The sequence below is a fragment of the Paenibacillus pseudetheri genome, assembly GCF_924513355.1.
GTDB classification, from domain to species: Bacteria; Bacillota; Bacilli; order Paenibacillales; family Paenibacillaceae; genus Paenibacillus_AQ; species Paenibacillus_AQ pseudetheri.
This window is the reverse complement of the sequence record NZ_CAKMAB010000005.1, coordinates 142,787-168,937: the sequence shown is the minus strand read 5'-3', so window position 1 is coordinate 168,937 and position 26,151 is coordinate 142,787. Positions and strand designations below refer to the sequence as shown.

Genomic DNA, 26,151 nt, shown 5'->3' with positions numbered 1-26,151 from the left:
GAATTTCTCCCTGGCTTTTCATTTCAGCCACTTGATAATAATTCTCATTCTTGATAGAATGAGAAAAGAAAAGAAGGAACCGTGGAGGGTCCCTTCAAATCTTTACCTTATTTGCTTTCGAAAGTCTTGCAGTCTGTTTCTTCTGCACGTGTAGGTTCTTGGGAGCTGTGGAAAGCTACAAAGATAGAATCAGCACTGCATTTGTTCTCTTCTGCCCAGTGGGTGCAGGAGTTAACTTCGCAAATTACGTCTTTTGCCATGAGGGCTCACCTCCCCTTTTAGTAATAGACAACATTATTAAAAAACTTCTCTGTTCAACAAGGTGGAGCTTGTCCGAACAGAACCGTGCAGTGCCCTCATTCATAATGAATAGAGGGTTTTTGGTGTTTTTTACGTAGCTAGACGTGGTAATTGTATCAAATAAAGCATATGTAAGCAAATGGGTTATTCGATAACAGAAATGTGACAAAGTTATACAAAAAATTATAAAAAAACACAAAAGATACTTATTACTTACATGCCTAAAAATAGAAAATAATTCTAAATATCTATATTATTACAAGAATTATATGGTAATATTTTCGATAGGGAACGGCCGCTCCTAATCTGAAATATTGGAGGATGAAGATGTTGAAAAAGTTATTACTATTCCCTTTTGCCTTAATGCTCATCTTGTGCTTACCTATTTATGCAGGTGCAGAAGGTGTACATAATGACCAAGCTCCCCAAATAAGTGAATCCGAAATCATAAAAGTCTACAAAGCCTCAGCTATGGGCTTGTCAGAAATTTCAGTAGAGGAGTACAATGAAATTCTTGCGCATGGACAAGCTTTCGAAGCTGCTAAAGAGGGGCTGATACCAAGTATTCCAATGTTCACAACGGACTCTTCCTTTGATGACGCCTCTGTAATTGCACCTAGAGATGCTTATCAAACAACGATTTACTCCTACCAACAAAATGGTTATGTCCCATATGTCACTAGAAGTGGATTGACTAGAAGAATCTCTCAGCCTGTATATAACAGTGCTTCTGCAAATTCGTTGTTAAACATTAGCTATTCAGTATCTCAAGGCTATATTGCGAATACAAGCTTTAGTGTAACCGCAAAACAAACAGCTGTTAGTGCTGGTATTACTGGTGGCTCATCGTGGTCCAATACTTATGGTGGTAGTAACACGACAACTGCATCAGTGAATCCTTACAATTATGCTTGGATGGAATACACGCCTATCATGAATAACTCATTTGGTGTGATTACAGAGAAGACTTATGCTATTGTTCAGGGTTCTTCAGTTCTTGTTGGCACTACTAGTTATGATGTTGATATTTACATGGCAAGATTATTAAGCGGTTCGCTACCAGATGGTGTTTATGCGATTAAACAAAGTGCTTCTAACCCAGGTTGATTTTTGCTCGAAAAATAATAGCTTAAACCAAAAGAGTTGCAGAAATGCGACTCTTTTTATATGTAGAGAGCATAATTCAAAAGAAACTGTTCACAATTCCATTTTTCAGTGCAACCTTCCAAGTTTTGGAACGTCTTAGTAAAGAGTGACGGAAGAGATCTGCTTAGAATAAGACATTCCGTAACGATATTGTGATCCGTGAAAGCGGGTATCTATTACATTTTTGGAGGAATGAGAATGCGCAAATGGGGTCTGCATTACTTATGTTTAGTAATTCTTGCGGTAGTCTTGGCAGGTTGTGGCTCAGCGGATAGAAATTCAGCGGCAGATAGTTTGGCAAAAGAAAATGGTAGTACGAGTAACAACGCAGCAGTAGAGGTGCAATCGCAAAGCTCGATGGCCTCAACAGCGGATCAAAGCACTTCGGCAGCTCCTGAGGCAGAAGCAACTGGCAGCGAGAACATGGCTGTAAAGGGCTCCACATCAGAAAATACAGTTCAAGCAAGTGCAGGATTTACTGGTAGCGATGTAGTAGCGGGTTTAAACAAGAAGCTGATCTATAAAGCGAATCTTAACATGGAAGTAGAAGACTATGGAGAAGCACAGACTGAAATACGTAATTTAGTAACCATGGCAAATGGATATATTATTGAGTTTAATGAAAATATGTCGCAGTACGAGCAAGGCGGGACGTTTATTCTTAAGGTGCCTGCCTCGGGGTTCTCGCCTTTTCTGAATAAATTAGAACAAGTAAAACACGAATCTCTACAGCGCAGCATTCAAGGTCAGGATGTCTCTGAAGAGTATGTTGATCTGGAGTCGCGTTTGAAGGCAAAGCAGCTAATGGAAGCACAATATACAGAGTTTATGAAGAAAGCAACGAAATCCACTGATCTGGTCGCCTTCGCGAACGAGCTTGGTTCGATTCAAGAAAGCATTGAACAGATTAAAGGTAGAATGCGTTATATCAATCAGAATGTATCCTTCTCTACGGTAGAATTGAGAGTGTATCAGACGGATGAAAGTATTGCTGTCAAAGAGAAGAAGGAGCAAGGGCCGTTACTGGAACGTGCTTCAGATGCTCTAAATGGAAGCTTAAATGCGCTATCTGTGATGTTTCAGTGGATTGTCGTTATCCTTGCAGGAGCGTTACCGATACTTATCGGGGCTGCCATTATTTTAGCTATTGTATTAGTTTCCCGTAAAAATATCCGCGAGCGTCGGGAGCAGCAGACCGAGAGAATTCGTCAGCGAAATAAGGAGCTGAACAGAGAGCAAATCCTCCCTGCGGTAACAGAGCCTAATGAGGCTGTTTCAGAGGATGATTCGAAGGCTAATAAGGACTCAGAGGACTCAAAGAAAGAATAGCCCTACAAGCATAAACGCCCTCGGCGTCCTTATAAAGACGGTAAGCGTTTAAGCGAGAAATATAAGGATAATGTATAACGTGAAACTTATACTTTCTTATATTTTAAGAGAAAAAAACGGTTGTCATCCTTAAAGGACGACAACCGTTTCTTTGTGTGCTGAGGATTGATGTTTAGGCAGGCTGGAAGAGAACGCGATACTCCCCGTATCCTTCCTTCTCCAAATCCTCTTTTGGTACAAATCGTAGCGCCGCCGAATTTATACAGTAGCGTAAACCGTTCTCTCCGGGACCATCGTCGAAGACATGGCCTAGATGGGAATCCGCTACTTTGCTGCGCACTTCAGTGCGGACCATCAAATGACTGAGATCCGTCTTTTCCTTCACAGCATAGTCCCGGATGGGACGAGTAAAGCTTGGCCAGCCGCAACCGGAATCGTATTTATCCTGCGAGCTGAATAACGGTTCGCCAGATACGATGTCTACATAAATACCATCTCCATGGTGATCCCAAAAATCATTCCGGAAAGGAGATTCTGTTGCACTGTTCTGAGTAACTTCATATTGAAGAGGCGTTAACCGTTCTTTCAAACTTTGTTTGTCCTCTTTATGTGTCCAGTGGGTTTCGATAAAATCCTCTCGGCCAGAACCTTTACGATAACGTTTGTAGTGGCCTGGATTCTTATGATGGTAGCCCTGATGATATTCTTCGGCAGGATAGAAGGTTGCTGCCGGGAGGATCGGGGTTACAATCGGGCTAGAGAATCGGCCGCTTTCTTGCAAAGCTGCCTTTGAAGCCTCCGCTTGTTGCTTTTGCTCTTCCGAATGGGTGAAGATCGCCGTTCCATAAGAAGTCCCGCGATCATGGAATTGTCCGCCTGCATCGGTAGGGTCAATTTGCTGCCAGAACAGCTCAAGTAACTTACTATAAGGGAAAATATCCGGGTTGAACGTAATTTGTACAGCTTCAACATGTCCTGTCGTTTCAGAACAAACCGCTTCATAGGTCGGGTTCGCCGTATGACCGCCGGTATAGCCAGAGACGACACTAAGAATACCTGGCAATTCTTCGAACGGCGAGACCATGCACCAGAAGCATCCACCTGCAAAGGTTGCTTTTTCTGTCTTGGTATTTATATGGTTAGTCTGATGTTCACTCATTGATATCCCTCCATTCACATAATGCAATTAAATAGATCACAATTTAATTATAAAGCAAATATTAACAGCCTGCCAGTTTGTAACCGATAAGTTCTTTCGCTATCGACTATTCTTCGCTCCTTGAGAGCGAGGACGCAAGCTCAGTCCAGCAATAATTAGCACAGCAGTATAGGCGATGATGGCAATAATCGCACTTACAGGGTCCTGTAACAGATAATCCCCGAGGAAAGCGTATAATGCAATCCCCGGTATTTTTCCTATGCAGGAAGCTGCAATATAGCTCCAAAAAGGCAGACCAGCGGCTCCAGCGTAAATGTTAACCGCTGTTTGGGGAATGATCGGCACGAGTCGTGCTAGGACAATCGAAGCGAAAGGTCGTCGCTCAATGCCTACTGTGAACTTTTCGAGTGCGGGAATAGAGGCTAAATAAGCTCTCGCTTGGCTTTGAAATAAGTACTTCACAACACCAAAAAGGATTGCGGCAGCCAAATTAGTAGCTAGCCAGCAAATCAAGGCTCCCACTAAACTTCCGTATGCATAACCGAAGAATCCGATGACAGCTTTATAAGGGACAACTGGAAACAGGGCCAGTAAAGTTGCAATCCCTATAGAACTGAAAAGATTATGATCCTCTTTCATCCAGCTTAGGATGTCATATCTGTAGATAAACGCAAGGATTGTACCCGAAACATAAAGAACAATCGAGAACCATTTCTTCATAGATAATATGCCCCTTCTTCCACTCATTCATCTCATCATACGGGATATGAAGTAAATATTGAAGCAAAGATCAATTGTCAGAGAATGAGAAGCAGGTATAATAGCATTTGTAGAGAACAAAGAGAAAAGAACGAGATATTGAAGTGTTAAGAGGAGGATGGATCAGTGATTGTACCTGAACGTAAAAGAGTCGCCATAATAGGAATCGGCAATATCGCCCGCAAAGTATATTTACCACTGCTCTCTCAGCATGATCATGCTGAGGTAGTTGGAGTTCTCAGTCATTCACCGACAACGGTGGAGCAGGCCGTTCATACCTACCGTTTTCCTAAAGGGACGACGAATCTGGAAGAGCTGTTATCTTGGGATCTGGATGCAGTATTTGTACATAGCCCAACAACTACTCATTATGATATAGTAACAAAATGTCTCGAACGTGGGATTTCGGTATATGTAGATAAACCACTTTCCTATGATCTTGAAGAGTCCAGAAGGATGGCAGAGCTAGCACAAGATAAAGGGCTTTTGCTAGGAGTGGGCTTTAATCGCCGTTTTGCCCCTATGTATGTCACCGCCAAGGAATGGCTTGAGGAAGTCGGTGGAATTAGCCATTGCAGTGCGATTAAACATCGAACGAAGCTACAGACAAGCACCAGCCGCGAAACCGTGCATGATGATCTGATCCATATGCTTGATTTGCTGTTGTGGTTGTGTGGAGATCAGTATGAACTGCTTCGTAGTCATCTTCACTCTAGTGGAGAAGGTCGTCTGCTACAGGCATCTGGTATGCTAGGCTGGAAACATAGTGCAGTAGGGATGTACAGTATGGTTCGTGAAGCTGGTGTGGATTTGGAGAAGCTTGAGCTGCACGGAAATGGCAGATCGGTGGAAGTAGTGGATCTAGACAAGGCCATTCTTTATGAAAAAGATACCTTACCGCATATTCAAGGCTTTGGAAGCTGGGATACTGTACTCGATAGAAGAGGTTTTAGTGGAGTGGTGAATAATTTCCTTAGCAACATAAATACACCGGAGCTATGCAGCATTACAGCTTCAGCGTTACTGCCTAGTCATATGCTGGCGGCACAGCTTGCTGAATGAGGTCTCTGAGAAAGGAGAAGAATATATGGAGGATAACCGTAAATTAGTGGAGGAACAGATCATCGAAAGCTATAAGCGCGAAGAAGAGATGATGATTCTTGTATTCGCGCAGTGGTGTGTAAATAATGGACTCGATCCACATGCTCTATACTTGCAGGCTTATCCGCAGCAGGAAGGGAATGAAGCCTTGCGTCAGGCACTTGCCCTCACGGTTTCCGCGGAGGAAGCGGGGGACATTTCTGATGACACCGTTCTGGGTGTACTTTCGCTTTTTGGAAATGATGACTTGGCACAAATCGTAACTGAAGCGATTGCTCAAAGGGGATCTAAAGGATCTGTGGGGGATTGACATTGGGGATATAATAATAAAGTCAGATGAACTTTTTTCGGTAAACGATGTTCATCATGGTTAAAATGTGTTAATATTATATATACTAACTAATAGTAAGTTTCGCTAGTGAGAGGTGAGAACAATGGAAGAACATCAATTTGCGATGTGTCCCCGATTTGAAACAGCCTTCTCTTTCTTAGGCAAACGTTGGAATGGACTTATTATTCAGACATTGATGAGTGGACCGAAGCGGTTTAAAGATATCTCCGGCCTCATTCCTTCAATGAGCGATAAGATGCTGTCCGAGCGGATGAAGGATTTGGAAGGTGAGGGTATCCTGGTTAGGCATGTATACCCAGAAACACCCGTACGTATTGAGTACGAATTAACAGACAAAGGCCGTGCGTTGCAGCCTGTTATGCAGCAGATTCAGTCTTGGGCTGAGAGCTGGGTAGACTAAAATTCATAGTAATGTTGTGGCCCTTTTTCCGGAATGGTGGAAAAGGGGTTTTTCAATTTCTAAATATTTGACAGTGACAGTTTTGTTCCAATCCTTTATGCTTGAAAAAAACTTGCACAGTTTAAAAATAATTGTAATATAATAGAAAAACATTGTATGATCCTTGAATGGAAACGCTCGCGTATTGGTTTTTGCTCAAATCTACTCGGCTGGAGTACTGGCATAGCAAAACTATTAGGAGGCGAGGGAGATGAAGACGAAGACGACCCTGTTTTCCCGGGAAATAACGTATGGAAAAAAGGATGTTGCTGAGCTAGAGAACGCTTCTATCAAAGTACAGCTCATCTATGACAAGACGTTGTTCATGCTGCATAACCATCTTCCTGATTCCTTATGGGATGCGTGGATTGGCGTGCCTTACAGCATTATCTCTTCACTCTACAAAGGAAACAATGATAGTGGAACTATTTTTCAAAAATGGATTCAAAGTCCGACCGGCTGGAAGTGTATTGGCTGTGAACGGCACTGTCTGGAGTCCACGGAAGCTCCACAAGATGTAAATGCGGCGAATCATGAGCGACGATATAAGTTTCATAACGGCATTCGCCAGAGTATGGTGCTTCAAGCCTTAATTTGGTCCATGTACGAGAATACCGTATTATTCAGACCTTTTTTAGGCGACGAGCCTTTTTTCGACGATGATGATTTGCATACGATATCCTCTTATTTCGTTCCAACTTATCTTAATGAGTTCCACCTTATCGAGCGGTCTAAGCCATGTAAAGAATACAAAGATCAGAATATACGAGTCTTTCAGGAATGGATTTCCGCACCTGATCTTGTTCTTAAATGGAATGGTGGCTTGACAGAAGGCAGATGGATGACCGGTGTTTATATGGATCACTCTCGCTTTGCCGGTTTGGGGCCTTATTTGAAGGATTCAAAGGGACAGCGGACGTATATGCAGGCTTATGTGCAATAAAGTGAGTTGAAAAGTACCTTTGTAGGCAAAGGTGCTTTTTTGCGTTTATTTGCATGGACATCAATCTCCAATTTCGTTCAAAAATAAGATACAATTTCCGTGCGTACAATCACAAGTCAAAGTTCCTTTCAGGGTTAAGGTGAACAGGTGGATAAGATTTATCAGAACCTAATCCCATAACTCAAGGAGGAGCTATAATGGAAACTAAACAACTTAATGATAGTATTTCGGATTCGAAGCAAGCACAATCGGTACAGGCTGGGTTTACCCCAGATGCACTGGTGCGGGATATTGTATTGCAGTTCCCAAAAGCAGCAGATTATTTCAAAGCAAAACGGATTGATTTCTGTTGCGGTGGAGCTAAACCTCTTGCTGAAGCAGCTGCTGAGCGTGGTCTGAATCACGAGATAATCATCGGTGATCTAAACAAGCTGTTCGAAGAGTATCCAGTACCCCAAGAGGAAATCGCTTGGAATACTGTACCTTCAGAAGAGTTAATTAACCATATTATTAACAAACATCACCGTTATCTTCGTGAAGAGCTACCCCTCATTAGCCAAAATGTAACTAAGGTGTATCGGGTGCATGGCGGGGATTCTCCCCATTTGGTGGAGTTATATAACTTGTTCAACACACTTAAGGAAGATTTGCTTGAGCATACGGCAAAAGAAGAAGAAGATGAATTTCCTAAGCTGCTGACATACGCTGCTAATCCTAGTGAAGAAGGCCTGACATCGCTCCGCGAGTCATTGTCTGAGCTGGAGAGTGAGCATGATGGTGCGGGCGATATTTTGAGAAAAATGCGTAGTATTACAGATGATTTCACTCCACCGGCGCATGCTTGCACGACCTATCGATTGACATATGCCCGGCTGGAAGAGCTGGAGAGTATGACTTTTGAACACGTGCATTTGGAGAATAATATATTGTTCCCTAGATTTCAGTGAAGATGAAAAGTGTTCTAAAGAGTCCCTTAGGGGGCTTTTTTTATAGGGAATTATAGAATGTTAAGAAATGTGGATAACTCCGTTGAAAAGGTAAAAGAAATGATCGTGAAAAATATGGGTAAGATCGATTGATGGATTGATGGATGGATTGATGGATGGCCGGTCGGTGGAAGGATGCTTAAACGCGTACTACGAGATGACGCCGAATGAGCAAAAGGGGGATAGAGGTTAGCTTTCAAAGATTCTTGCATAATTTTTAATATCATTGGGGAGATAATTAAAGATACTTAGAAGTTAACTTGTTATTACTTATTTGAGAACATGGCTTGTTTAAGTTATCCTTAAAAAGACAGTATACATAACTTTACAAGCCTGAGACGCTATGTGGTCATTAGGCGGGACAAGGCGGTGCCAGGATGCCCATACGATCTTTGTGGAAATTGATGCTAGGAATAGTCATCGTATTCATAATAGGTGGATGCTCTACTAACAATGACGGCGATAGTAATGCTAATAATGGTGTGGCAGGATCAGAGGGACCGACAATATCTATAAGGGTTGGAGATAATGAACTGCTTACTAAACCATCGGATAGGTTACTTAGTGGGAGTTATAGAAATGGAATATCGATCATGGAGCTACTGAAAGGTAGTAATATTGCCACATTTGCTGAGGATAACTCAAGCATTCTTTCGGTAAAGGATTTTTCGCTAGAGGCGGGGATGGTTTGGGAGCTTCAGATGGGCGGTCAAATCATTGGGAATAAGGATTGGAATAATACTGTAGGATATGATTCACAGCTAGTCTTCACTGCGAAGTCGAAGGACCATAAAGCACCACTTCAAACTGTAATGCTGACCTTGAACGGTGGAAGTGTAGAAGTAGACTTGCATCAAACGTATATTATGTTATTTAAAGAGGATTTAACTGTAAGAGATTTGCTCAAAAGCTGTAGTAAGGTACATTTGGCCGATGACAATAAAAAGGTGCTTTCCGTCAACGATTATACCCCTCTTAGTAATGAAGAATGGAAGTTGAAGGTGAACGGAAAACAACTACTCGATGATGGAATGGATATGAAGCTCAGGGCTCAAGATGAATTGGAGATTTTATTGACTTTACGCTAAAAAATCGTACATTAAGCCAGATCAACGGTTGTTCAGAATCGATGATCTGGCTTTTTATGTGGAAAAGATATCTAACAATCATCAACGCATTAAACTGTGAAAATATTCACAATTAATGTGACTGCAATCACAATGTCTACTTGAATTCGAACCGTATAATTCCAATATGAAGAAGAGTAATTGACGCGAAATTAATCAAGAACCCTTAAGCTTGAGGAGGCACCTAACCATGGCAGAGAAGAGAGAAAAATTAGTATTAGTCGGCAACGGTATGGCAGGCATAGGTACGATAGAGCAGATTTTGAAGCTGGGTGGAGCTTATGACATCACGGTTTTTGGAAGTGAACCTCATCCCAATTACAATCGGATCATGTTGTCCTATGTTCTTGAAGGTAGCAAGACCCTTAATGATATTATTCTAAATGACTGGAATTGGTATGAAGACAATAATATAACTTTACACACAGGAACAACCGTGACACGAATTGATGAAGGTTCGAAGCAAGTTGTTACGGATAACGGGATGATAGTGCCCTATGACAAAGTGATTATTGCGACAGGCTCGAATTCGTTCATTTTACCTGTACCTGGCTGTGATAAAGAGGGCGTGGTTGGGTTCCGAGATATTGCAGATTGTGATGCAATGCTGGCTGCAGCTAAACAATACAACAAAGCGGCAGTAATCGGCGGGGGTTTACTTGGACTGGAAGCAGCAAAAGGTCTTGTGAACCTGGGCATGGACGTTACTGTAGTTCATTTGATGGAAGACCTGATGGAGCGTCAGCTGGATCGGAATGCCTCCTCGATGCTGCAAGCTGAGCTTGAGCGTCAAGGTGTGAAATTTGCTATGGGTAAACAAACGGTAGAATTAACCGGGGAACAGAGAGTTAGTGGATTACGTTTTAGTGATGACAGTACGCTTGAGGCAGATTTTGTGGTAATGGCTGTTGGAATCAAACCGAACGTGACGTTGGCAAAAGAAAGCGGGATCACCGTAAATCGTGGGATCGTGGTAGATGATTATTTGCAAACCTCGATGCAAAATGTATATTCCATCGGCGAGTGTGCCGAGCATCGCGGTGTGTGTTACGGACTGGTGGCTCCACTATTTGAACAAGGGATGGTTCTAGCTAAATATTTATGTGGTAGTGAGACCAAGCCTTATGAAGGTTCGATTGTTTCCACGAAGCTCAAAATTTCTGGTGTGGATGTATTTTCTGCAGGTGAGTTTTTGGATTCTCCTGAACACACTGTGATCTCAAGCAAAGATGAATGGAAGAGAACTTATAAAAAAATTCTGCTCAAAAATAATGTGATTGTCGGCGCGGTCCTGTTTGGTGATGTGACCGAATCCGCAAATCTGCAAAAGTTAGTTAAACAAGGATCGGTGATGACCGATGAGATTTATACGGAGGTTATGGGTACGGGCTGCTGCGGAAGCGGAGCTAAGAAGGGCACATCCGTAGAAGCAATGGCGGACGAAGAAATTGTCTGCGGTTGTAATGGTGTAACTAAAAAAGCGATCGTAGATGCTGTTACTGAACATGGTTTTTCTACTGTGGATGAGATCAAAGCATGCACTGGAGCTACTCGCTCTTGCGGTGGTTGTAAACCCGTAGTAGAACAAATCCTGCAATTTGTCTTAGGTGACAGTTTCCAGCAAGCTGCCAAGCAAGGTATTTGTGGCTGTACAACGCTTAGCCGTGATGAAATTGTGGCTGAAATCACAGCTAAAGGTCTTAAAACTACAAAAGAAGTTATGAATGTACTCGAATGGAAACAAGAGGAAGGCTGCTCCAAGTGTCGTCCGGCAATTAACTACTATCTAGGGATGATGAACCCTGATACCCATCAAGATGAGAAAGAATCTCGATTTGTAAATGAAAGAATGGGTGCCAATATTCAAAAAGATGGAACCTATACCGTTATTCCACGCATGTACGGCGGGGTAACAACGCCGGAGGATTTGAAGAAAATCGCTGATGTCTCCCTTAAATATGATGTAAAAGTTGTGAAGGTGACTGGTGGGCAACGCCTGGATCTGATTGGTGTGAAAAAAGAGGATCTGCCGAAAGTATGGGAAGAGCTCGATATGCCATCAGGTTATGGTTATGCCAAATCCCTGCGTACGGTTAAGACTTGTGTGGGCTCGCAATTCTGCCGTTTCGGTACACAGGATTCGCTGGGAATGGGCGCGCTCATAGAACGTAAGTATGAACGTCTTGATTTTCCTGCCAAGTTTAAAATAGCTGTCAACGGCTGCCCACGTAACTGTGCGGAGTCCTGCACGAAAGATATTGGCATTGTCGGTAATGATGGTGGCTGGGAAGTGTTTATCGGTGGTAACGGTGGAATCAAGCCACGGATCGCGGACTCCTTCTGCAAAATTAAGACCGATGAAGAGTTGATCGAAGTGTGCTCCGCTGTGATGCAATATTACCGTGAGACCGGCAATTATTTGGAGAGAACCTCCGAGTGGGTTGAACGTATGGGACTTGAGCAGATTCAAATGGTCATTTTGAATAATGAAGATAACCGCAAAGAGCTGGCAGCACGGATTGACTTTGCTCTAACTCAGGTTACGGATCCTTGGAAAAAAATACTCAATGACAGCAGCACTCGTACTGCACTATTTGAAGAAACGAGAGTCTAGAGGATATAACGCACACAGAAGGGGAGAGACCAATGAATAAGACAACACAAACGTATGCGATAGGATCAGTACAGGATTTCCTGCTGCAGATTGGCCGTGTAGTTGTGGCTGGAAATGTGGAGCTGGCACTATTTCGTACCTCTGACGGAGCGATCTATGCGCTGGAGAATCGGAGCCCTCATCCAAAAGGGGGTCCGCTTGCTGAAGGGATCGTTTCGGGTCACTATCTTTATGATCCACTGTATGATTGGAAAATAGATCTTCGTACGGGTGAAGTACAGGCACCGGATCAAGGTAACGTTGTGACTTATCCAGTCACTCTGGACGGAGAGAAAGTTACAGTGAGCGTGTAGACACCGAAGCTTGTAGTAATAGATTTAATAGAAAACGGTGGGGTGGAGTGTTATGTTTACTCAAAGTGTGGAGAACATTGTCGAGGCGGCAGTCAGTAAGCGGGACAAAATGAATGAAAGCTTACCAAGATATTTTCTAGCAGCCCTTTTGGCAGGGGCATATGTAGGCATTGGGATTATCCTTATTTTCTCGCTGGGAGCGCCTCTAGCGGCTGCCAAATCGCCGTTCCAACCCCTCATTATGGGTGCATCCTTCGGTATTGCCTTGACTCTTGTTGTGTTTGCAGGCTCAGAGTTGTTTACCGGAAATAATATGTTCTTTACGGTTAGTTCACTAGCTGGTAGAACAAGTATCTGGGATACCGTCAAGAACTGGGTGCTTGTGTTCGTAGGAAATGTGGCAGGGGCAGTGATTTTAGCACTTTTGATCCGAGGAACTGGATTATTCAGTGCGGCTCCCCCAGAGCATCTGATCTTTGCGGCTGCAGCGAAGAAAATGAGCCTTCCGTTTTCAGAGCTATTTTTCCGTGGGATTCTATGTAACTGGCTGGTCTGTCTAGCGCTATGGATGGCCTCACGCGCCAAAAGTGAAACGGCCAAGCTGGTTCTAATCTGGTGGTGTTTATTTGCCTTTATTGCGAGTGGATATGAGCACAGTGTGGCTAATATGACGCTGCTGAGTGTTGCTGTGTTGCTCCCGAATCACCCGGACACCGTATCAATAGCCGGATGGATGCACAATATGATACCCGTTACGTTAGGGAATATAATTGGCGGTGGCGTATTCGTTGGCATGGCCTACTGGATGATCTCTCCCGTACGTGGTAGTAAAAGCAACCGCTAGGAATTTTATATTCTAAATTATTAGGGCTGACCCGATTTCGGGTTCAGCTCTTTTTCTAAATATAAGAAAGTATATAAGTTTGACGCTATACATTATCCTTATATTTCTCGAATAAACGCTTTCCGTCCATAAGGGACGACGAAGGCGTTTTTGTTTGTCTTGTGATATAAAAAAAGACGCCTATGTTAGGCGCCTTTGACCACTCTATTTATAATGTGCAGAATAATTGGGTCATGTATGATTCATTGAGGAGAATAGAGGGTATATTATAACGGAACTAAATACGGCAGATCTCGTTTGGACACATTTCACAGTGGCAAATTTCCTGCAGCATACCAAGATCCTTGATGACAATCATACCATTCTCGTACTCAACCGCGTCTTTTTTACGCAAGTCACTGAGCATCCGGTTCACACTCTCACGGGTGGCGCCGATCATGTTGGACAGATCTGTATGCGTAATTTTTTTGTTGATGAGGATGTTCTCTCCGTCGCTGCTCTTCTCACCATAAGTATTACCAAGTCGAATGAGAGTGGAGCACAATGCGCCTGGTTTGCCATACATCATCAAATCACGGAATTTCGTTTGAGTTAGACGGTGATGAATGCCCATCCATTTCATAAAGTCGATGGCAAAATCACAATGCTGGCAAATGAGAATTTCTAAATCCTTTTGCTCGATAACGCCAACTTCACTTTCTTCAATTACTTCTGCAGTAAAGCTGTGCTTGGTGCTGAAGAATGGGTCCGCTTGACCTACCATATCGCCGGCTTGGTACATATAAAGAATAAGTTCTTTACCTTCATCCGTTGATTTAGTTAATTTCACACGTCCACGTTTGATATAAAACAATTTATCCGAGTAGTCGCCTTCCCAGAAAAGATGTGAACCCTCTGGAACAACGCGTTCTTTCATAGTAACAAGAAGTCTGTTGAAATTCTGTTCGGAGAAACAGTTTGTATTTCCGTGGGCTTCGATGACATTGTAATGTTCTTTTAGCATAATCGACATCCCCTTTATTCCCTCAGTTTTTCAGTAAATTTTAAATTAATTATACCTCTAAAATCTTCGATTTGGTTAAGAAAATCCAATTAAAAGTGTCGAATTTTCAACATTGTGATTATTTTCACTTCAAAAGTGCTAGATGTAATATGATTTTCAACTAAAAAGGAGTAATAAGGTTATGCTGTTTTTTACATATCAGCAGTGGCAATCCATTATTCTCAAATAATGGGTCTGTCGCTGTTTTTTTGGTTCTTATTAGATTCTACATATTATACTGCAAAAATTCATGATATAGAAATCCGTTCGATTTCAACTCCGTATAAATGCACACATCTTCATTAAGGTCAGACATTGGCGCAACGGGTATGGAACGATATCCTGAGAATGGAGCAAAAACCAGGAGAAGGGGAAATCATACATGGCTAAAGTGGCAGACAAATATCTTTAAGGTAGATCCTTGGGCAATTATTGAAGAGGGCTTTGATCCAGAACGAAATCGGACCTCGGAATCTATTTTTTCGCTGGGAAATGAGTATATAGGTGTGTGGGGGTATGCTGAGGAAGGTTACTCTGGGGATTTCCTGCAAGGCAGTTATTTCAACGGGCTAAATGAACAATTGGACATTAGAAACATTATAAAGGGATTATTCGCTCGCTGAGATATATGGTGAATGCGGTGGACTGGCTGTATACACGGATCACTGTGAATGGTGAACAGCTTGATCTGGCAAAAAGTAAAATATCAGATTATGTGCGCAAACTGGATCTTCGTAGTGGAACCTATCGGCGGGAGCTAATCTGGCACCTAGATGATGGGAAAATCTTAAAGGTTGTCTTCACACGCTTGGTCAGTATGACGATGTCTCATCTGGGACTACAGCGGGTGATGTTTGAGCCCCTTAATTTCTCGGGCAGCGTGGACATTTGTGCAGGTCTTGATTTCAACATTATTCATGAAGAACGCGGCGAATGTATGTGGAGTAGTCTCCGCAGTGGGGAACAAGGATTTACCACAGCTATTATGGCGAGAACTGTGAATACAGCTAACAAGCTATTCTCTAGCTTTTCGTTACAATCTTCACAGCCACTTCAGCTTACGCGAGTTGAACATGATAAATTTATTGGACAAAGCTTTACTATGAAGCTTCCTCAGGGAGAAGTGTATCGTGGTTTGGCGTTCTGGGATACAGAGTCATATTGCTTACCATTCTATATGTTTAATAATCTTAAGGCCGCCCGGAGCTTGCTGGACTTTAGATATAAGACATTACCTCAGGATATGCAACGTGCTAAAGATGTTGATTGCGAGGGGGCTTGTTACCCTATTGCTACTATCGACGGAACAGAAAGCTGTGATCTCTGGCAGCATTCGAATCTTTAGCTTCATGTAGGGAATGCTATTTCCTATGGTATCTGGCATTATGTCAAAATTACTGGGGATAAAGAATTCCTGCACAGTAAAGGCGCTGAAATGCTGAACCAGATCAGTAGATTCTATGCTACACGCGGTCAATGGGGTCAACAGAGTGGAAAATATGGATATTTTGGCGTAATGGGTCCTGATGAGTTCCAATTGATGATGAATAATAACTGCTATATTAATTGGATGGCCCAAAAATCATTTGAATACACCTCAGACACCCTGAGTGAAATGAAAGAACGGGCATCAGAGGCTTTTGCATTGGTTGCGGAAAAGACGGGGCTCCGTGACGAAGAGCTTACCGATTGGAAAAATAAAGCAGACCATATGAAGATTCCGGTTGACGAAGTGACAGGAGTATTTGAGGAGCATGATGTATTCTTCGATATGCCACATATTGATATTCATTCCATTCCTGTAGCAGAGTTTCCGCTCTACTCGAACTGGTCTTATGATCGATTGTACCGTTATGACATGATTAAGCAACCGGATGTTCTCATGTTTATGTTCTTATATAATGGACAATTCTCTAAAGAAGCGAAGCTAGCTAACTATGAATATTACGAGTCTAGATGTATTCATAAGTCTTCACTTTCACCTTCGATCCATTCCATATTGGCAAGCGAAATCGGCAAGCCTGAAGAAGCCTATTCATTCTTTGAATTTGCGACAAGACTGGATTTAGACAATTATAACCGTAACACACGTGAAGGATTGCATACGACTTCGATTGCAGCCGCTTGGATGAATATTGTGTATGGCTTTGGCGGTATGCGTTCAGATGGGGATCGTTTGTCCTTCCAGCCGTCATTGCCGGAGCGCTGGAACGAGTATAGCTTCCAAGTGATGTATGAAGGAGTATTACTACGTATTTTGGTCAACAAGACTTCAGTAACGCTCACCGCAATTAAGGGGGGGGGGAGCATCGATATTATAGTTTATGGGCAGTCAATTACGGTGGACGCTTCCGGGACGACGCTTCCGCTAGGCGAAAGGATGTTGGCTCGATGAGCTGGACTAGTAGGGGATAGCTGTTTTGATAAGCAACTTGTGACGACGAACGGGAACAAATATATGCTAAGCAATGGCTATATGGGATATCGCGGTACACTGGAGGAATTCGGTAAAAGTGAGCTAGTTGCCGTTACCTTAACTGGTCTATATGACAAAGCCGGAGAGAAGTGGAGAGAACCTGTAAATGCTCCGAATAGATTATGGACAAAGATTATCTGCAACGGTCAGCCCTTAAGTGTTCATGAGCATGAACCGAGCTCTCATGTGCAGGAGTTGAATATCCGTAGTGCCATTCATCATCGGAGTACTGAGTATGATATGTCTGATGGAGGTACGTTAACGTTCACAGCAGATCGTTTCGTAAGCCAGGATAATCTTCATCTGCTCGTTAGTAAGTGTTCAATCCACAGTACACAGGATTTCCAAATTGTAATTGAGACGGGGATTGACGTAGATGTATGTGATATTAATGGTCCACTGAATCAAGGTGGACTGAAACCTGAGGATGTGCTCACATATCCAATGCCTGCTATGGAAAAAGGTGGCAAGCATACTTGGGGACTTGGTGGTGATTACCTCGTAATTAATCCGAATGCAACACCAGATGAGCAAGAAATGGCATTCCGTTATATCACAGGCAAATACTTTATCCCGCCGCTCTTAGATTACTATTCAGCAGAGTCTGAGTTTGGTAAGAAGACCAAAGCAGTTTATGACAAGTACACAAATGTATACCAATATAGCCCTGACATTATGGGACTTTTGGATGGTAAACCTGAAGCTCAATACAATACACAGGACTATTACGCAACCATGTCCAATGTTATTCAAGAGCTATTCTCCAAAAAAGGAACGGATTCCAAGAGCCAGCTAGAAGCAGCAGCTAAAACAGTACAAGAGAAATTCTTTGATACGATTAAAGCAGAATAGTCTAATGTAAAAATCGGCCCCTTTGGGGTCGATTTTTTTGTTGTGAGATTTATAAATTTATAAATCATCAGAAATAGTGATAATCAGCGGGAAATTATTATGGCGTAGGAAAATCGTAAATTTCTGCGATAGAGGGAATGTTTTTAGATTAGTGTTTTTAGAAAAATGGAATGAAATGGGTTCGAAATTTTGCTTATTAAAGTATAACTCTAAGATTTAAAGGGATTTATAGCACAAAATATGGTAAAAATACTATAATATGATCGAATGAAAGCGCTTTGAAAACAAATCAAAAAAACTTTATACTTTGTGAAAGATTTCACTATACAAGGTTGAAATCATGTGATAAGATAAATGTGTAGAGAAAAACAACTAAAAATTGACAGGAGGACGAGGGAGATGGCAGTTAAGAACGAAGTCGCCGCCCAAGTTAAACAAGTTACCGCTGAAGAGTATATTCAGAATTTAGTGGATAAAGCAAAAAAAGCGCATGAGGCGTTCATGGCGCTAGATCAAGAGCAAGTTGACACAATCGTTCATGCAATGGCGTTGGCTGGACTCGACAAACATATGTACCTCGCCAAATTGGCCGTAGAAGAAACTGGACGCGGCGTATACGAAGACAAAATTACGAAGAACATCTTCTCAACTGAATATATCTGGCACGGAATTAAATACGATAAAACAGTAGGCGTTATTGAAGACAACGCTTATGATAGCTTCCAAAAAATTGCTGAACCCGTCGGAATTGTTATGGGTATCACACCGGTAACCAACCCTACATCCACCACGATGTTTAAAGCGTTGATTTCGATTAAGACACGAAACCCTATTATATTCGGTTTCCACCCATCTGCGCAAGAGTGTAGTGCTGCAGCTGCAAGAATTCTTCATGATGCTGCCGTGAAAGCTGGCGCTCCTGAGAACTGTATCCAATGGATTGAAATGCCAACAATGGATAAGACAAACGCATTGATGAACAACCCAGACGTTGCTCTTATCTTGGCAACTGGTGGTTCTGCAATGGTAAAAGCAGCTTACAGCTGTGGTAAACCAGCACTTGGCGTAGGCCCTGGTAACGTACCTGCTTTCATTGAAAAGAGCGCGGATATTGATCAAGCCGTAACGGACATCATTCTTTCTAAAACATTTGATAATGGTATGATCTGTGCTTCCGAGCAAGCTGTTATTATCGAAGAACCAATCTTCGATCAAGTGAAGAAGAAAATGATTGCTAATGGCTGCTACTTTGTGAATAAAGAAGAAGCTGCCAAACTGACTAGTGGAGCAATGAACGTAGATAAATGTGCTGTTAACCCAGCAATCGTAGGTCAATCTGCAGTAAAAATTGCTGAAATGTGTGGTATTCAAGTCCCTGCCGGCACAAAGATTCTGGTAGCAGAACTTGAAGGTGTAGGCACTAAATATCCATTGTCCGCTGAAAAATTAAGCCCGGTTCTTGCTTGCTACAAAGTTAAGAATGCAGATCAAGGTATCGAACGCGCAGCTCAAATTGTTGAATTTGGTGGTATGGGACATAGCTCGGCTATCCACTCCAACAACGAAGAAGTAATCATGAAGTTCTCTAACCGTCTGCAAACAGGACGTATTCTCGTTAACTCGCCTTCCACACATGGTGCGATCGGCGATATCTATAACACTAATATCCCTTCGTTGACTCTGGGCTGCGGATCTTATGGTCGTAACTCCGTGTCGCAAAACGTTACAGCAATCAATTTGATCAACGTGAAAAGGGTGAATCGTCGTACCGTGAATATGCAATGGTTTAAAGTACCTGACAAGATCTATTTCGAAAAAGGCGCTACTCAGTACCTGACCAAAATGCCTGATATCACACGTGTTGCAATTATCACTGACCCAATGATGGTTAAGCTCGGATATGTTGAGAGAGTTGAACATTACCTGCGTCAACGTCAAACTCCTGTCGCTATCGAAGTGTTCTCGGAAGTTGAACCAGATCCATCGACAACTACAGTTGAAAAAGGTACTGCAATGATGAACAGATTCCAACCGGACTGCATCATCGCACTTGGCGGCGGTTCCCCAATGGATGCTGCAAAAGGAATGTGGTTATTCTATGAACATCCAGACGCAGACTTTAATGGTCTGAAACAAAAATTCATGGATATCCGTAAACGGGTATACAAATTCCCAAAACTTGGTAACAAAGCTAAGTTTGTAGCGATTCCAACTACTTCGGGTACAGGTTCGGAAGTAACATCTTTCGCAGTTATTACCGATAAAACTACTGAACAGCACACTAAATATCCTTTGGCTGACTACGAGTTAACTCCAGATGTAGCTATCATTGATCCAGAGTTCGTATACAGCTTGCCAAAAACTGCAGTTGCTGATACAGGTATGGACGTATTGACACATGCTATCGAAGCTTATGTATCTGTTATGGCGAGTGACTATACTGATGGTCTAGCTATTAAAGCCATCCAACTGGTATTCCAATACCTTGAAAAATCGGCGCTGGAAGGCGACAGAGTAGCACGTGAAAAAATGCATAACGCATCAACACTTGCAGGTATGGCCTTTGCCAATGCATTCTTGGGTATTAACCACAGTTTGGCGCATAAATGGGGCGGTCAGTACCACACTGCTCATGGTCGTACTAACGCGATTCTTATGCCACACGTTATCCGCTACAATGCTAAAAAACCTACGAAGTTCGCTTCGTTCCCTAAATATTCACACTTCGTAGCTGATGAACGTTATGCTGAAATTGCCCGTATTCTGGGATTGCCAGCTCGCACAACTGAAGAAGGTGTAACTAGCCTGATCAATGCTATTCGCGATATGAATAAAAAATTGGGCATCGAAGAATCGTTCCAACAACTGGGCTTTGATCCTAAGGACTTCGAATCCCGTGTAGATTACTTGGCTGACCGTGCGTTTGAAGATCAATGTACAACTGCCAATCCTAAGCTGCCACTGGTATCTGAACTTGCTGATGTATACCGTAATGCTTTCTACGGTAGATTTGATAATTAATAAATGGTTAAATAGAGAATAGGATAGTTGTGGATTTAGATAAAGGTGACAAATATCACTCGAAAGGTGATATTTGTCACAGTGTTTTTATAGAAAATAAACTAGAATGTTTATATAAACAACGGTCCCACATATGAAATGTTGATTGTGAAATTTGGAACAACCACATCTTTTGGGGCTCACGAGACACGGGATCAACCTTCAAGCCCGCGATCTCTACAAATATAATAAATATAGATGGAGGGATTTAGCATGTCGGTGATTGAAAGAGAAGTAAATGAAGTGAAATCCGGTTGGAGAAGTTTTGCAAAAGGTAAATGGTCCAAGAAAGTTGACGTTAATAACTTTATCGCAAGTAACATTAAGCCTTATGAAGGTAACGAAGAGTTCCTCGTAGGTCCTACTAGTAACACAACTGAACTGTGGAAGATTATTTCCCAACTGAGCAAGGAAGAAAGAGAAAGAGGCGGCGTATGGGATGTTTCCCTAGATACTGTCTCCACGATCACTTCACATGCTCCAGGCTACATTGACAAGGACAAGGAACAAATTGTAGGCGTGCAGACTGACGCTCCTTTCAGACGTTCCATCCAGCCATTCGGCGGGATCAAGATGATGGTCGATGCTACGAAGGCTTATGGCTTCGAGCTTCCACAAAACATCGTTGACATGTTCACGAACATTCGCAAAACGCATAACCAAGGCGTATTTGATGCATATACACCAGACATGAGAGCAGTTCGTAAATCCGGCGTTATCACAGGTCTTCCTGATGCTTACGGCCGCGGACGTATTATCGGCGACTACCGCCGCATTGCTCTGTATGGTATTGATTTCTTGATTAAAGACAAAAAACAACAACTAGCTGAGCTTGAAGTTGATTCCATGACTGAAGAAGTAATTCGTTTGCGTGAAGAGCTGTCCGAGCAAATTCGTGCACTGGGCGAATTGAAAGAAATGGCAGCTGCTCACGGTATGGATATTTCCAAACCAGCGATGAACTTCAAGGAAGCTACTCAATGGGTATACTTTGGATATCTGGCAGCAGTTAAAGAACAAAATGGTGCGGCGATGTCCCTGGGACGTGTTTCTTCCTTTCTAGACATCTATGCAGAACGCGATATTGAAGAAGGTACTTTGACTGAAGAACAAGTACAAGAAATTGTCGATCATTTCGTAATGAAACTGCGTATCGTGAAATTCTTACGTACACCTGACTATAATGACCTGTTCTCCGGCGACCCTACTTGGGTAACTGAATCCATCGGTGGTATGGCTGAAAATGGAACCACTCGTGTTACCAAGAACAGCTTCCGTTTCCTGAACACCCTGTACAACTTGGGTCCAGCTCCGGAACCAAACTTAACTGTTCTTTGGTCCGAAAGATTGCCTGAAGGCTTCAAAAAATATTGTGCTAAGGTTTCTATCGAAACTAGTGCAATTCAGTATGAAAATGACGATCTAATGCGTCCATACTGGGGTGAAGATTATGCTATTGCTTGCTGCGTATCTCCAATGCGTATCGGTAAACAAATGCAGTTCTTCGGCGCTCGTGCCAACCTGGCAAAAGCTTTGCTGTATGCTATTAATGGTGGTAAAGACGAAAAATCCGGAGCGCAAGTTGGACCGGAATTCCCAGCGATCACTTCTGAATATCTAGATTATGACGAAGTAATGAAACGCTTCAAACCGATGATGGAGTGGTTGGCTAAGACTTATGTCAACACTTTGAACATCATTCACTATATGCATGACAAATATTCTTACGAACGTATCGAAATGGCACTGCATGATCGCGACATTCTGCGTACAATGGCTTGCGGTATCGCTGGTCTGTCCGTTGCAGCTGACTCCCTGAGTGCTATTAAATACGCGAAGGTTAAACCAATTCGTAACGAACAAGGTATTGCTATTGACTTCGAAACCGAAGGCGAGTTCCCTTGCTACGGTAACAATGACGATGCTGTAGACAGCATCGCAGTAGAATTGGTTGAAACCTTCATGACAATGATCCGTAAAAACAAAACATATCGTGATGCTGTACCGACTCAATCGGTATTGACCATTACTTCGAATGTAGTGTACGGTAAGAAGACAGGTACAACACCTGACGGACGTAAAAAAGGCGAACCATTCGCACCAGGTGCTAACCCAATGCACGGACGCGACAAGAAAGGTGCTCTGGCTTCACTGAACTCTGTAGCCAAACTGCCTTACTCCGATGCACAGGATGGTATCTCCAATACGTTCTCTATCGTACCTAAGGCACTAGGTAAAGACGATGAATCCTGTAAGTCTAACCTGGTACACATGATGGACGGATACTTCCATAATAACGCTCAGCATTTGAACGTTAACGTATTTAACCGTGAACAGCTGATGGACGCTATGGATCACCCAGAGAACTATCCACAATTGACTATCCGCGTATCCGGTTATGCAGTTAACTTCATCAAGTTGACTCGCGAACAACAAATGGACGTAATTAACCGTACTTTCCACGGTTCAATGTAAATTGTTTATATTTATAAAGATCTTTCATTGAGAGATGCACTAAAATAATTGCAAGAAATTACCGCTCTTGTTTCAAGGGCGGTAATATCTTGTTTGAGAATCATTAAAATTTTAAATTTTACGGTCGCGATTAAGGAGAACACAGTCTTATGGGCAGGGATTCTTCTTCGTGAAAGATGGACTGTTAGTCAGTCGTGGAGAAAGGATGACATCCTATGATTAAAGGTCGCATACACTCCTTGGAAACCTTTGGAACCGTTGACGGACCTGGTATTCGATTTGTCTTATTTATGCAAGGGTGCTTACTGAAATGCCAGTATTGCCATAACCCTGATACTTGGGCTTTAGATGAAGGTAAGGAAATGACTCTAGAAGAAGTGCTTTCGGAGATCGAGCCATATTTAAACTACTATCGTTCATCCGGTGGTGGGTTAACTGTATCCGGCGGAGAACCAACTTTGCAGGCACAATTTGTAAAGCAGTTATTTACGGAAGTTAAGAAGCGTTGGAATCTGCACACCACATTAGATAGTAATGGTTATAACGAAGGCGACAAGATTAATGACTTATTGGATGTTACGGACTTGGTAATGCTTGATTTGAAGCATATTGATGAAGAAGCACACATTAAGTTAACTGGTAAATCTAATGATCGGACCTTGAAGCTTGCACGCTGGCTGTCAGATCATAACCGTAAGATGTGGATTAGACATGTATATGTTCCAGGCATTCATGACCGTGAAGAGGACCTTATTAATTTAGGTCGTTATATAGGAACCTTAAATGGCGTTGAGAAATTTGAAATCTTACCTTATCATCAAATGGGTATCTATAAATGGGAAATGCTCGGCAAAGCTTATGAATTGGATGGAGTGCCATCCCCTACGGATGAAGAAGTTCAGCGGGCGTACCGCTTAGTCGAAGAAGGTCGTAAGCAGACAGCGTAGCTATAATTATACCTACATTAAGTGGAGCCGTTCCTTCAGTGTTTTATTGCTGAAGGAACGGCTTTTTTTGTTATGAGGGACTTCTGATGTCATTGAAAGGGGTAATTTTGTATTTTCCCTTTTGAAAAAAATGATATATTTACAGCTGTTAATTTAAGAATTGAAAATACGATGTGATAGATATTATGTCATGACATTGGGTTTTTATTATTTTTTTCTAAGTGAATGTATGGTTAAATCACGCTATATAGCAATTAATCGTAATAATTACTGAAGTGGGGTTATATTATATTACATATTGTGTAGTTGATTCCGCTTTCATTAGAGAATTTTATCCCTATAGTGGATGAATCTTAACCTTACGAGAATGGAATCTGTTTTCTATAATAAGAAGTGTAAAGCACAACATTATATGGGGGGTCACAAGAAATGAAAAAAGGTATGACTTTGCTATTGTCCCTGATTTTTGTATCATCAGCTTTACTGGCAGGTTGCGGAAGCAACAACAATGCATCTTCCAACAAAGGAGATGGAAACGCTACCGCGACGAATTCAGCGGATGCTACAAATGCTCCAGCAACAGAAGAACCGGTTAGTAGCGAGCCGTTCGAAATGACGATTCGTCACACTCAAATCGGTGCCGACAAACAGAAACGTCTAGCTATTCTGCAAGAAGTAGTGAAAAAGGTAGAAGGCGATGTACCGGGTCTGACCTTTAAGCTTGATGGAGTAGATTCAGATGTAAACCGTAAAGAAAAATTACGTGGTGAAATGGCTGCAGGTAATCCACCAGAGATCTTCGATCTTTTCGGAAGCCCTGACTCTAAGATCTATGCTAAAGAAGGTAAATTACTTGACCTGACTCCAATCCTAGAGGAACTTGGAATTAAGGATAAATTCTCAAACCTTGATCCTTTCACTTATGAAGGAAAAATTTACGGATTGCCTATTGGTGGATCTGGTGAAGGTTTCTTCTACAACAAAGAATACTATAATAGCAAGGGTTGGAAAGCTCCAACAACATTTGCTGAATTGGAACAACAATTAGCTGACATCAAGGCTGACGGAAAAGTACCTTTGGCTGGTGCATCAAAGGCTGGTTGGGTACCACTTATGCTAGCTAACCACTTGTGGTCACGTTATGCAGGACCAGATGTAACCGCTAAATTTGCAACAGGCGAAGCTAAATGGACTGATCCAAATGTTGTAAAAGGTTTTGCGAAATACAAAGAATGGGTTGACAAAGGATACTTCAAAAAAGGCGAACTTGGTTTCGAGTATGCTGAATATACAACACAATTCACTAGTAGTGAAGCAATCCTCTTGTATGATGGTACTTGGAAATCTTCCGTATTTAAAGCCGGACAATCTGGCGAAGGTTTGATCGGTAAAGTTGGATTCTTCAATATTCCTCCAGTTGATGGTGGCGTAGGCGACCAAACTGCATTGATGCGCGATGTAAACAATGGCTACGGTTTCTCTGCTTCTGCTGAGAAAGATCCACGTCAATTGGCTGCTGTGAAATCTTTCATCAAAAACTTGTTTAACGAAGAAATGCAATTACGTGGTCTTGTTGAAGATGGCGTACTGCCAGCAATGAAAATTGATCAAAACGTGCTGAATGAAAATATTACGGATGATCTGATGAGCGAAATCGTAGGTGTACTTAATAACTCACAATCTTCGTTCCCTGCATTTGACTCACTTGTTCAAGCTGATGTAACTACAGAGATCAGTAACATTCAAATTCAAAAGCTAATTGGTGGTCAGACAACTCCAGAGAAAATGGGCGAAGCTTTACAGAAGGTACAAGAAGAAGCAAACGCAGCAGTTGAATAAGTAGCTGC

21 protein-coding genes and 2 pseudogenes are annotated in these 26,151 nt (G+C 42.2%); 19 read left to right on the top strand and 4 right to left on the bottom strand.

Annotation, left to right across the window (positions count from 1 at the left end; translation table 11 throughout):
* Positions 1-107 precede the first annotated feature (107 nt).
* The gene (locus L1028_RS06535; RefSeq protein WP_076120659.1) at positions 108-260 is read right to left on the bottom strand and encodes a DUF1540 domain-containing protein; all 153 of its coding nucleotides are present in this window, start codon (positions 258-260) and stop codon (positions 108-110) included.
* Positions 261-663: 403 nt separating this feature from the next.
* On the opposite strand from L1028_RS06535, the gene L1028_RS06530 reads away from it, so the two are divergent.
* Together L1028_RS06530 and L1028_RS06525 are read left to right on the top strand one after the other, a co-directional pair.
* Positions 664-1,407, top strand: coding sequence for a hypothetical protein (locus L1028_RS06530; RefSeq protein WP_234532423.1), 744 nt, complete (start codon positions 664-666; stop codon positions 1,405-1,407).
* Between the two features lie 237 nt (positions 1,408-1,644).
* Complete coding sequence (locus L1028_RS06525) at positions 1,645-2,775, top strand: DUF4349 domain-containing protein (protein ID WP_234532421.1); 1,131 nt, start codon at positions 1,645-1,647, stop codon at positions 2,773-2,775.
* A gap of 172 nt (positions 2,776-2,947) precedes the next feature.
* Here the strand turns inward: L1028_RS06525 and msrA are convergent, their stop codons facing one another.
* Positions 2,948-3,934: a peptide-methionine (S)-S-oxide reductase MsrA gene (gene msrA, locus L1028_RS06520; RefSeq protein WP_234532418.1), complete on the bottom strand. Its 987-nt coding sequence runs from the start codon at positions 3,932-3,934 to the stop codon at positions 2,948-2,950.
* Between the two features lie 99 nt (positions 3,935-4,033).
* A complete protein-coding gene (locus L1028_RS06515) occupies positions 4,034-4,654 on the bottom strand; it encodes a TVP38/TMEM64 family protein (RefSeq protein ID WP_234532416.1) in 621 nt (206 codons plus the stop codon).
* A gap of 165 nt (positions 4,655-4,819) precedes the next feature.
* Between L1028_RS06515 and L1028_RS06510 the strand changes: the two genes are divergently transcribed.
* The 9 genes from L1028_RS06510 to L1028_RS06470 all read left to right on the top strand — a co-directional run bounded on the left by L1028_RS06510 (position 4,820) and on the right by L1028_RS06470 (position 13,452).
* On the top strand, positions 4,820-5,755 hold the full coding sequence (locus tag L1028_RS06510) for a Gfo/Idh/MocA family protein (protein ID WP_234532414.1): 936 nt from the start codon (positions 4,820-4,822) through the stop codon (positions 5,753-5,755).
* Between the two features lie 25 nt (positions 5,756-5,780).
* Complete coding sequence (locus L1028_RS06505; protein ID WP_234532413.1) at positions 5,781-6,104, top strand: hypothetical protein; 324 nt, start codon at positions 5,781-5,783, stop codon at positions 6,102-6,104.
* 124 nt (positions 6,105-6,228) lie between these two features.
* Positions 6,229-6,546, top strand: coding sequence for a winged helix-turn-helix transcriptional regulator (locus L1028_RS06500; protein WP_042129916.1), 318 nt, complete (start codon positions 6,229-6,231; stop codon positions 6,544-6,546).
* Positions 6,547-6,796: 250 nt separating this feature from the next.
* Positions 6,797-7,528 (top strand): hypothetical protein, encoded by a 732-nt coding sequence (locus L1028_RS06495; protein ID WP_234532411.1) that lies wholly within the window; start codon positions 6,797-6,799, stop codon positions 7,526-7,528.
* 197 nt (positions 7,529-7,725) lie between these two features.
* Positions 7,726-8,475: an iron-sulfur cluster repair di-iron protein gene (gene ric / locus L1028_RS06490; RefSeq protein ID WP_234532409.1), complete on the top strand. Its 750-nt coding sequence runs from the start codon at positions 7,726-7,728 to the stop codon at positions 8,473-8,475.
* 416 nt (positions 8,476-8,891) lie between these two features.
* Positions 8,892-9,602, top strand: a complete 711-nt coding sequence (locus L1028_RS06485; RefSeq protein WP_234532407.1) for a hypothetical protein — start codon at positions 8,892-8,894, stop codon at positions 9,600-9,602.
* 229 nt (positions 9,603-9,831) lie between these two features.
* On the top strand, positions 9,832-12,255 hold the full coding sequence (gene nirB, locus L1028_RS06480; RefSeq protein ID WP_234532404.1) for a nitrite reductase large subunit NirB: 2,424 nt from the start codon (positions 9,832-9,834) through the stop codon (positions 12,253-12,255).
* Between the two features lie 32 nt (positions 12,256-12,287).
* Positions 12,288-12,608: a nitrite reductase small subunit NirD gene (nirD, locus tag L1028_RS06475; protein ID WP_234532402.1), complete on the top strand. Its 321-nt coding sequence runs from the start codon at positions 12,288-12,290 to the stop codon at positions 12,606-12,608.
* Between the two features lie 52 nt (positions 12,609-12,660).
* Positions 12,661-13,452, top strand: coding sequence for a formate/nitrite transporter family protein (locus L1028_RS06470; protein WP_234532400.1), 792 nt, complete (start codon positions 12,661-12,663; stop codon positions 13,450-13,452).
* A gap of 277 nt (positions 13,453-13,729) precedes the next feature.
* On the opposite strand, the gene L1028_RS06465 is transcribed toward L1028_RS06470, so the two are convergent.
* The gene (locus L1028_RS06465; RefSeq protein ID WP_042129903.1) at positions 13,730-14,455 is read right to left on the bottom strand and encodes a Crp/Fnr family transcriptional regulator; all 726 of its coding nucleotides are present in this window, start codon (positions 14,453-14,455) and stop codon (positions 13,730-13,732) included.
* 368 nt (positions 14,456-14,823) lie between these two features.
* Between L1028_RS06465 and L1028_RS31180 the strand changes: the two genes are divergently transcribed.
* From L1028_RS31180 to L1028_RS06425, 8 genes and pseudogenes are all read left to right on the top strand, one after another.
* Complete coding sequence (locus L1028_RS31180; protein WP_253074704.1) at positions 14,824-15,117, top strand: hypothetical protein; 294 nt, start codon at positions 14,824-14,826, stop codon at positions 15,115-15,117.
* Positions 15,118-15,122: 5 nt separating this feature from the next.
* Positions 15,123-16,613: pseudogene (locus tag L1028_RS06460) on the top strand (glycoside hydrolase family 65 protein); the annotation flags it as partial.
* Between the two features lie 9 nt (positions 16,614-16,622).
* A complete protein-coding gene (locus tag L1028_RS06455) occupies positions 16,623-16,889 on the top strand; it encodes a glycosyl hydrolase family 65 domain-containing protein (protein WP_341482491.1) in 267 nt (88 codons plus the stop codon).
* Positions 16,890-16,925: 36 nt separating this feature from the next.
* Positions 16,926-17,822: pseudogene (locus tag L1028_RS31640) on the top strand (hypothetical protein); the annotation flags it as partial.
* 399 nt (positions 17,823-18,221) lie between these two features.
* Positions 18,222-20,843: a bifunctional acetaldehyde-CoA/alcohol dehydrogenase gene (gene adhE, locus L1028_RS06440; protein WP_234532399.1), complete on the top strand. Its 2,622-nt coding sequence runs from the start codon at positions 18,222-18,224 to the stop codon at positions 20,841-20,843.
* Positions 20,844-21,095: 252 nt separating this feature from the next.
* Positions 21,096-23,357 carry a formate C-acetyltransferase gene (gene pflB, locus L1028_RS06435; RefSeq protein WP_234532398.1) on the top strand — a complete coding sequence of 754 codons (2,262 nt, stop codon included), beginning with the start codon at positions 21,096-21,098 and terminating at the stop codon, positions 23,355-23,357.
* A 215-nt stretch (positions 23,358-23,572) separates the two neighbouring features.
* Positions 23,573-24,304 carry a pyruvate formate-lyase-activating protein gene (pflA, locus tag L1028_RS06430; RefSeq protein ID WP_234532397.1) on the top strand — a complete coding sequence of 244 codons (732 nt, stop codon included), beginning with the start codon at positions 23,573-23,575 and terminating at the stop codon, positions 24,302-24,304.
* 429 nt (positions 24,305-24,733) lie between these two features.
* Positions 24,734-26,143, top strand: a complete 1,410-nt coding sequence (locus L1028_RS06425; RefSeq protein ID WP_234532396.1) for an extracellular solute-binding protein — start codon at positions 24,734-24,736, stop codon at positions 26,141-26,143.
* The last annotated feature ends 8 nt before the right edge of the window (positions 26,144-26,151 follow it).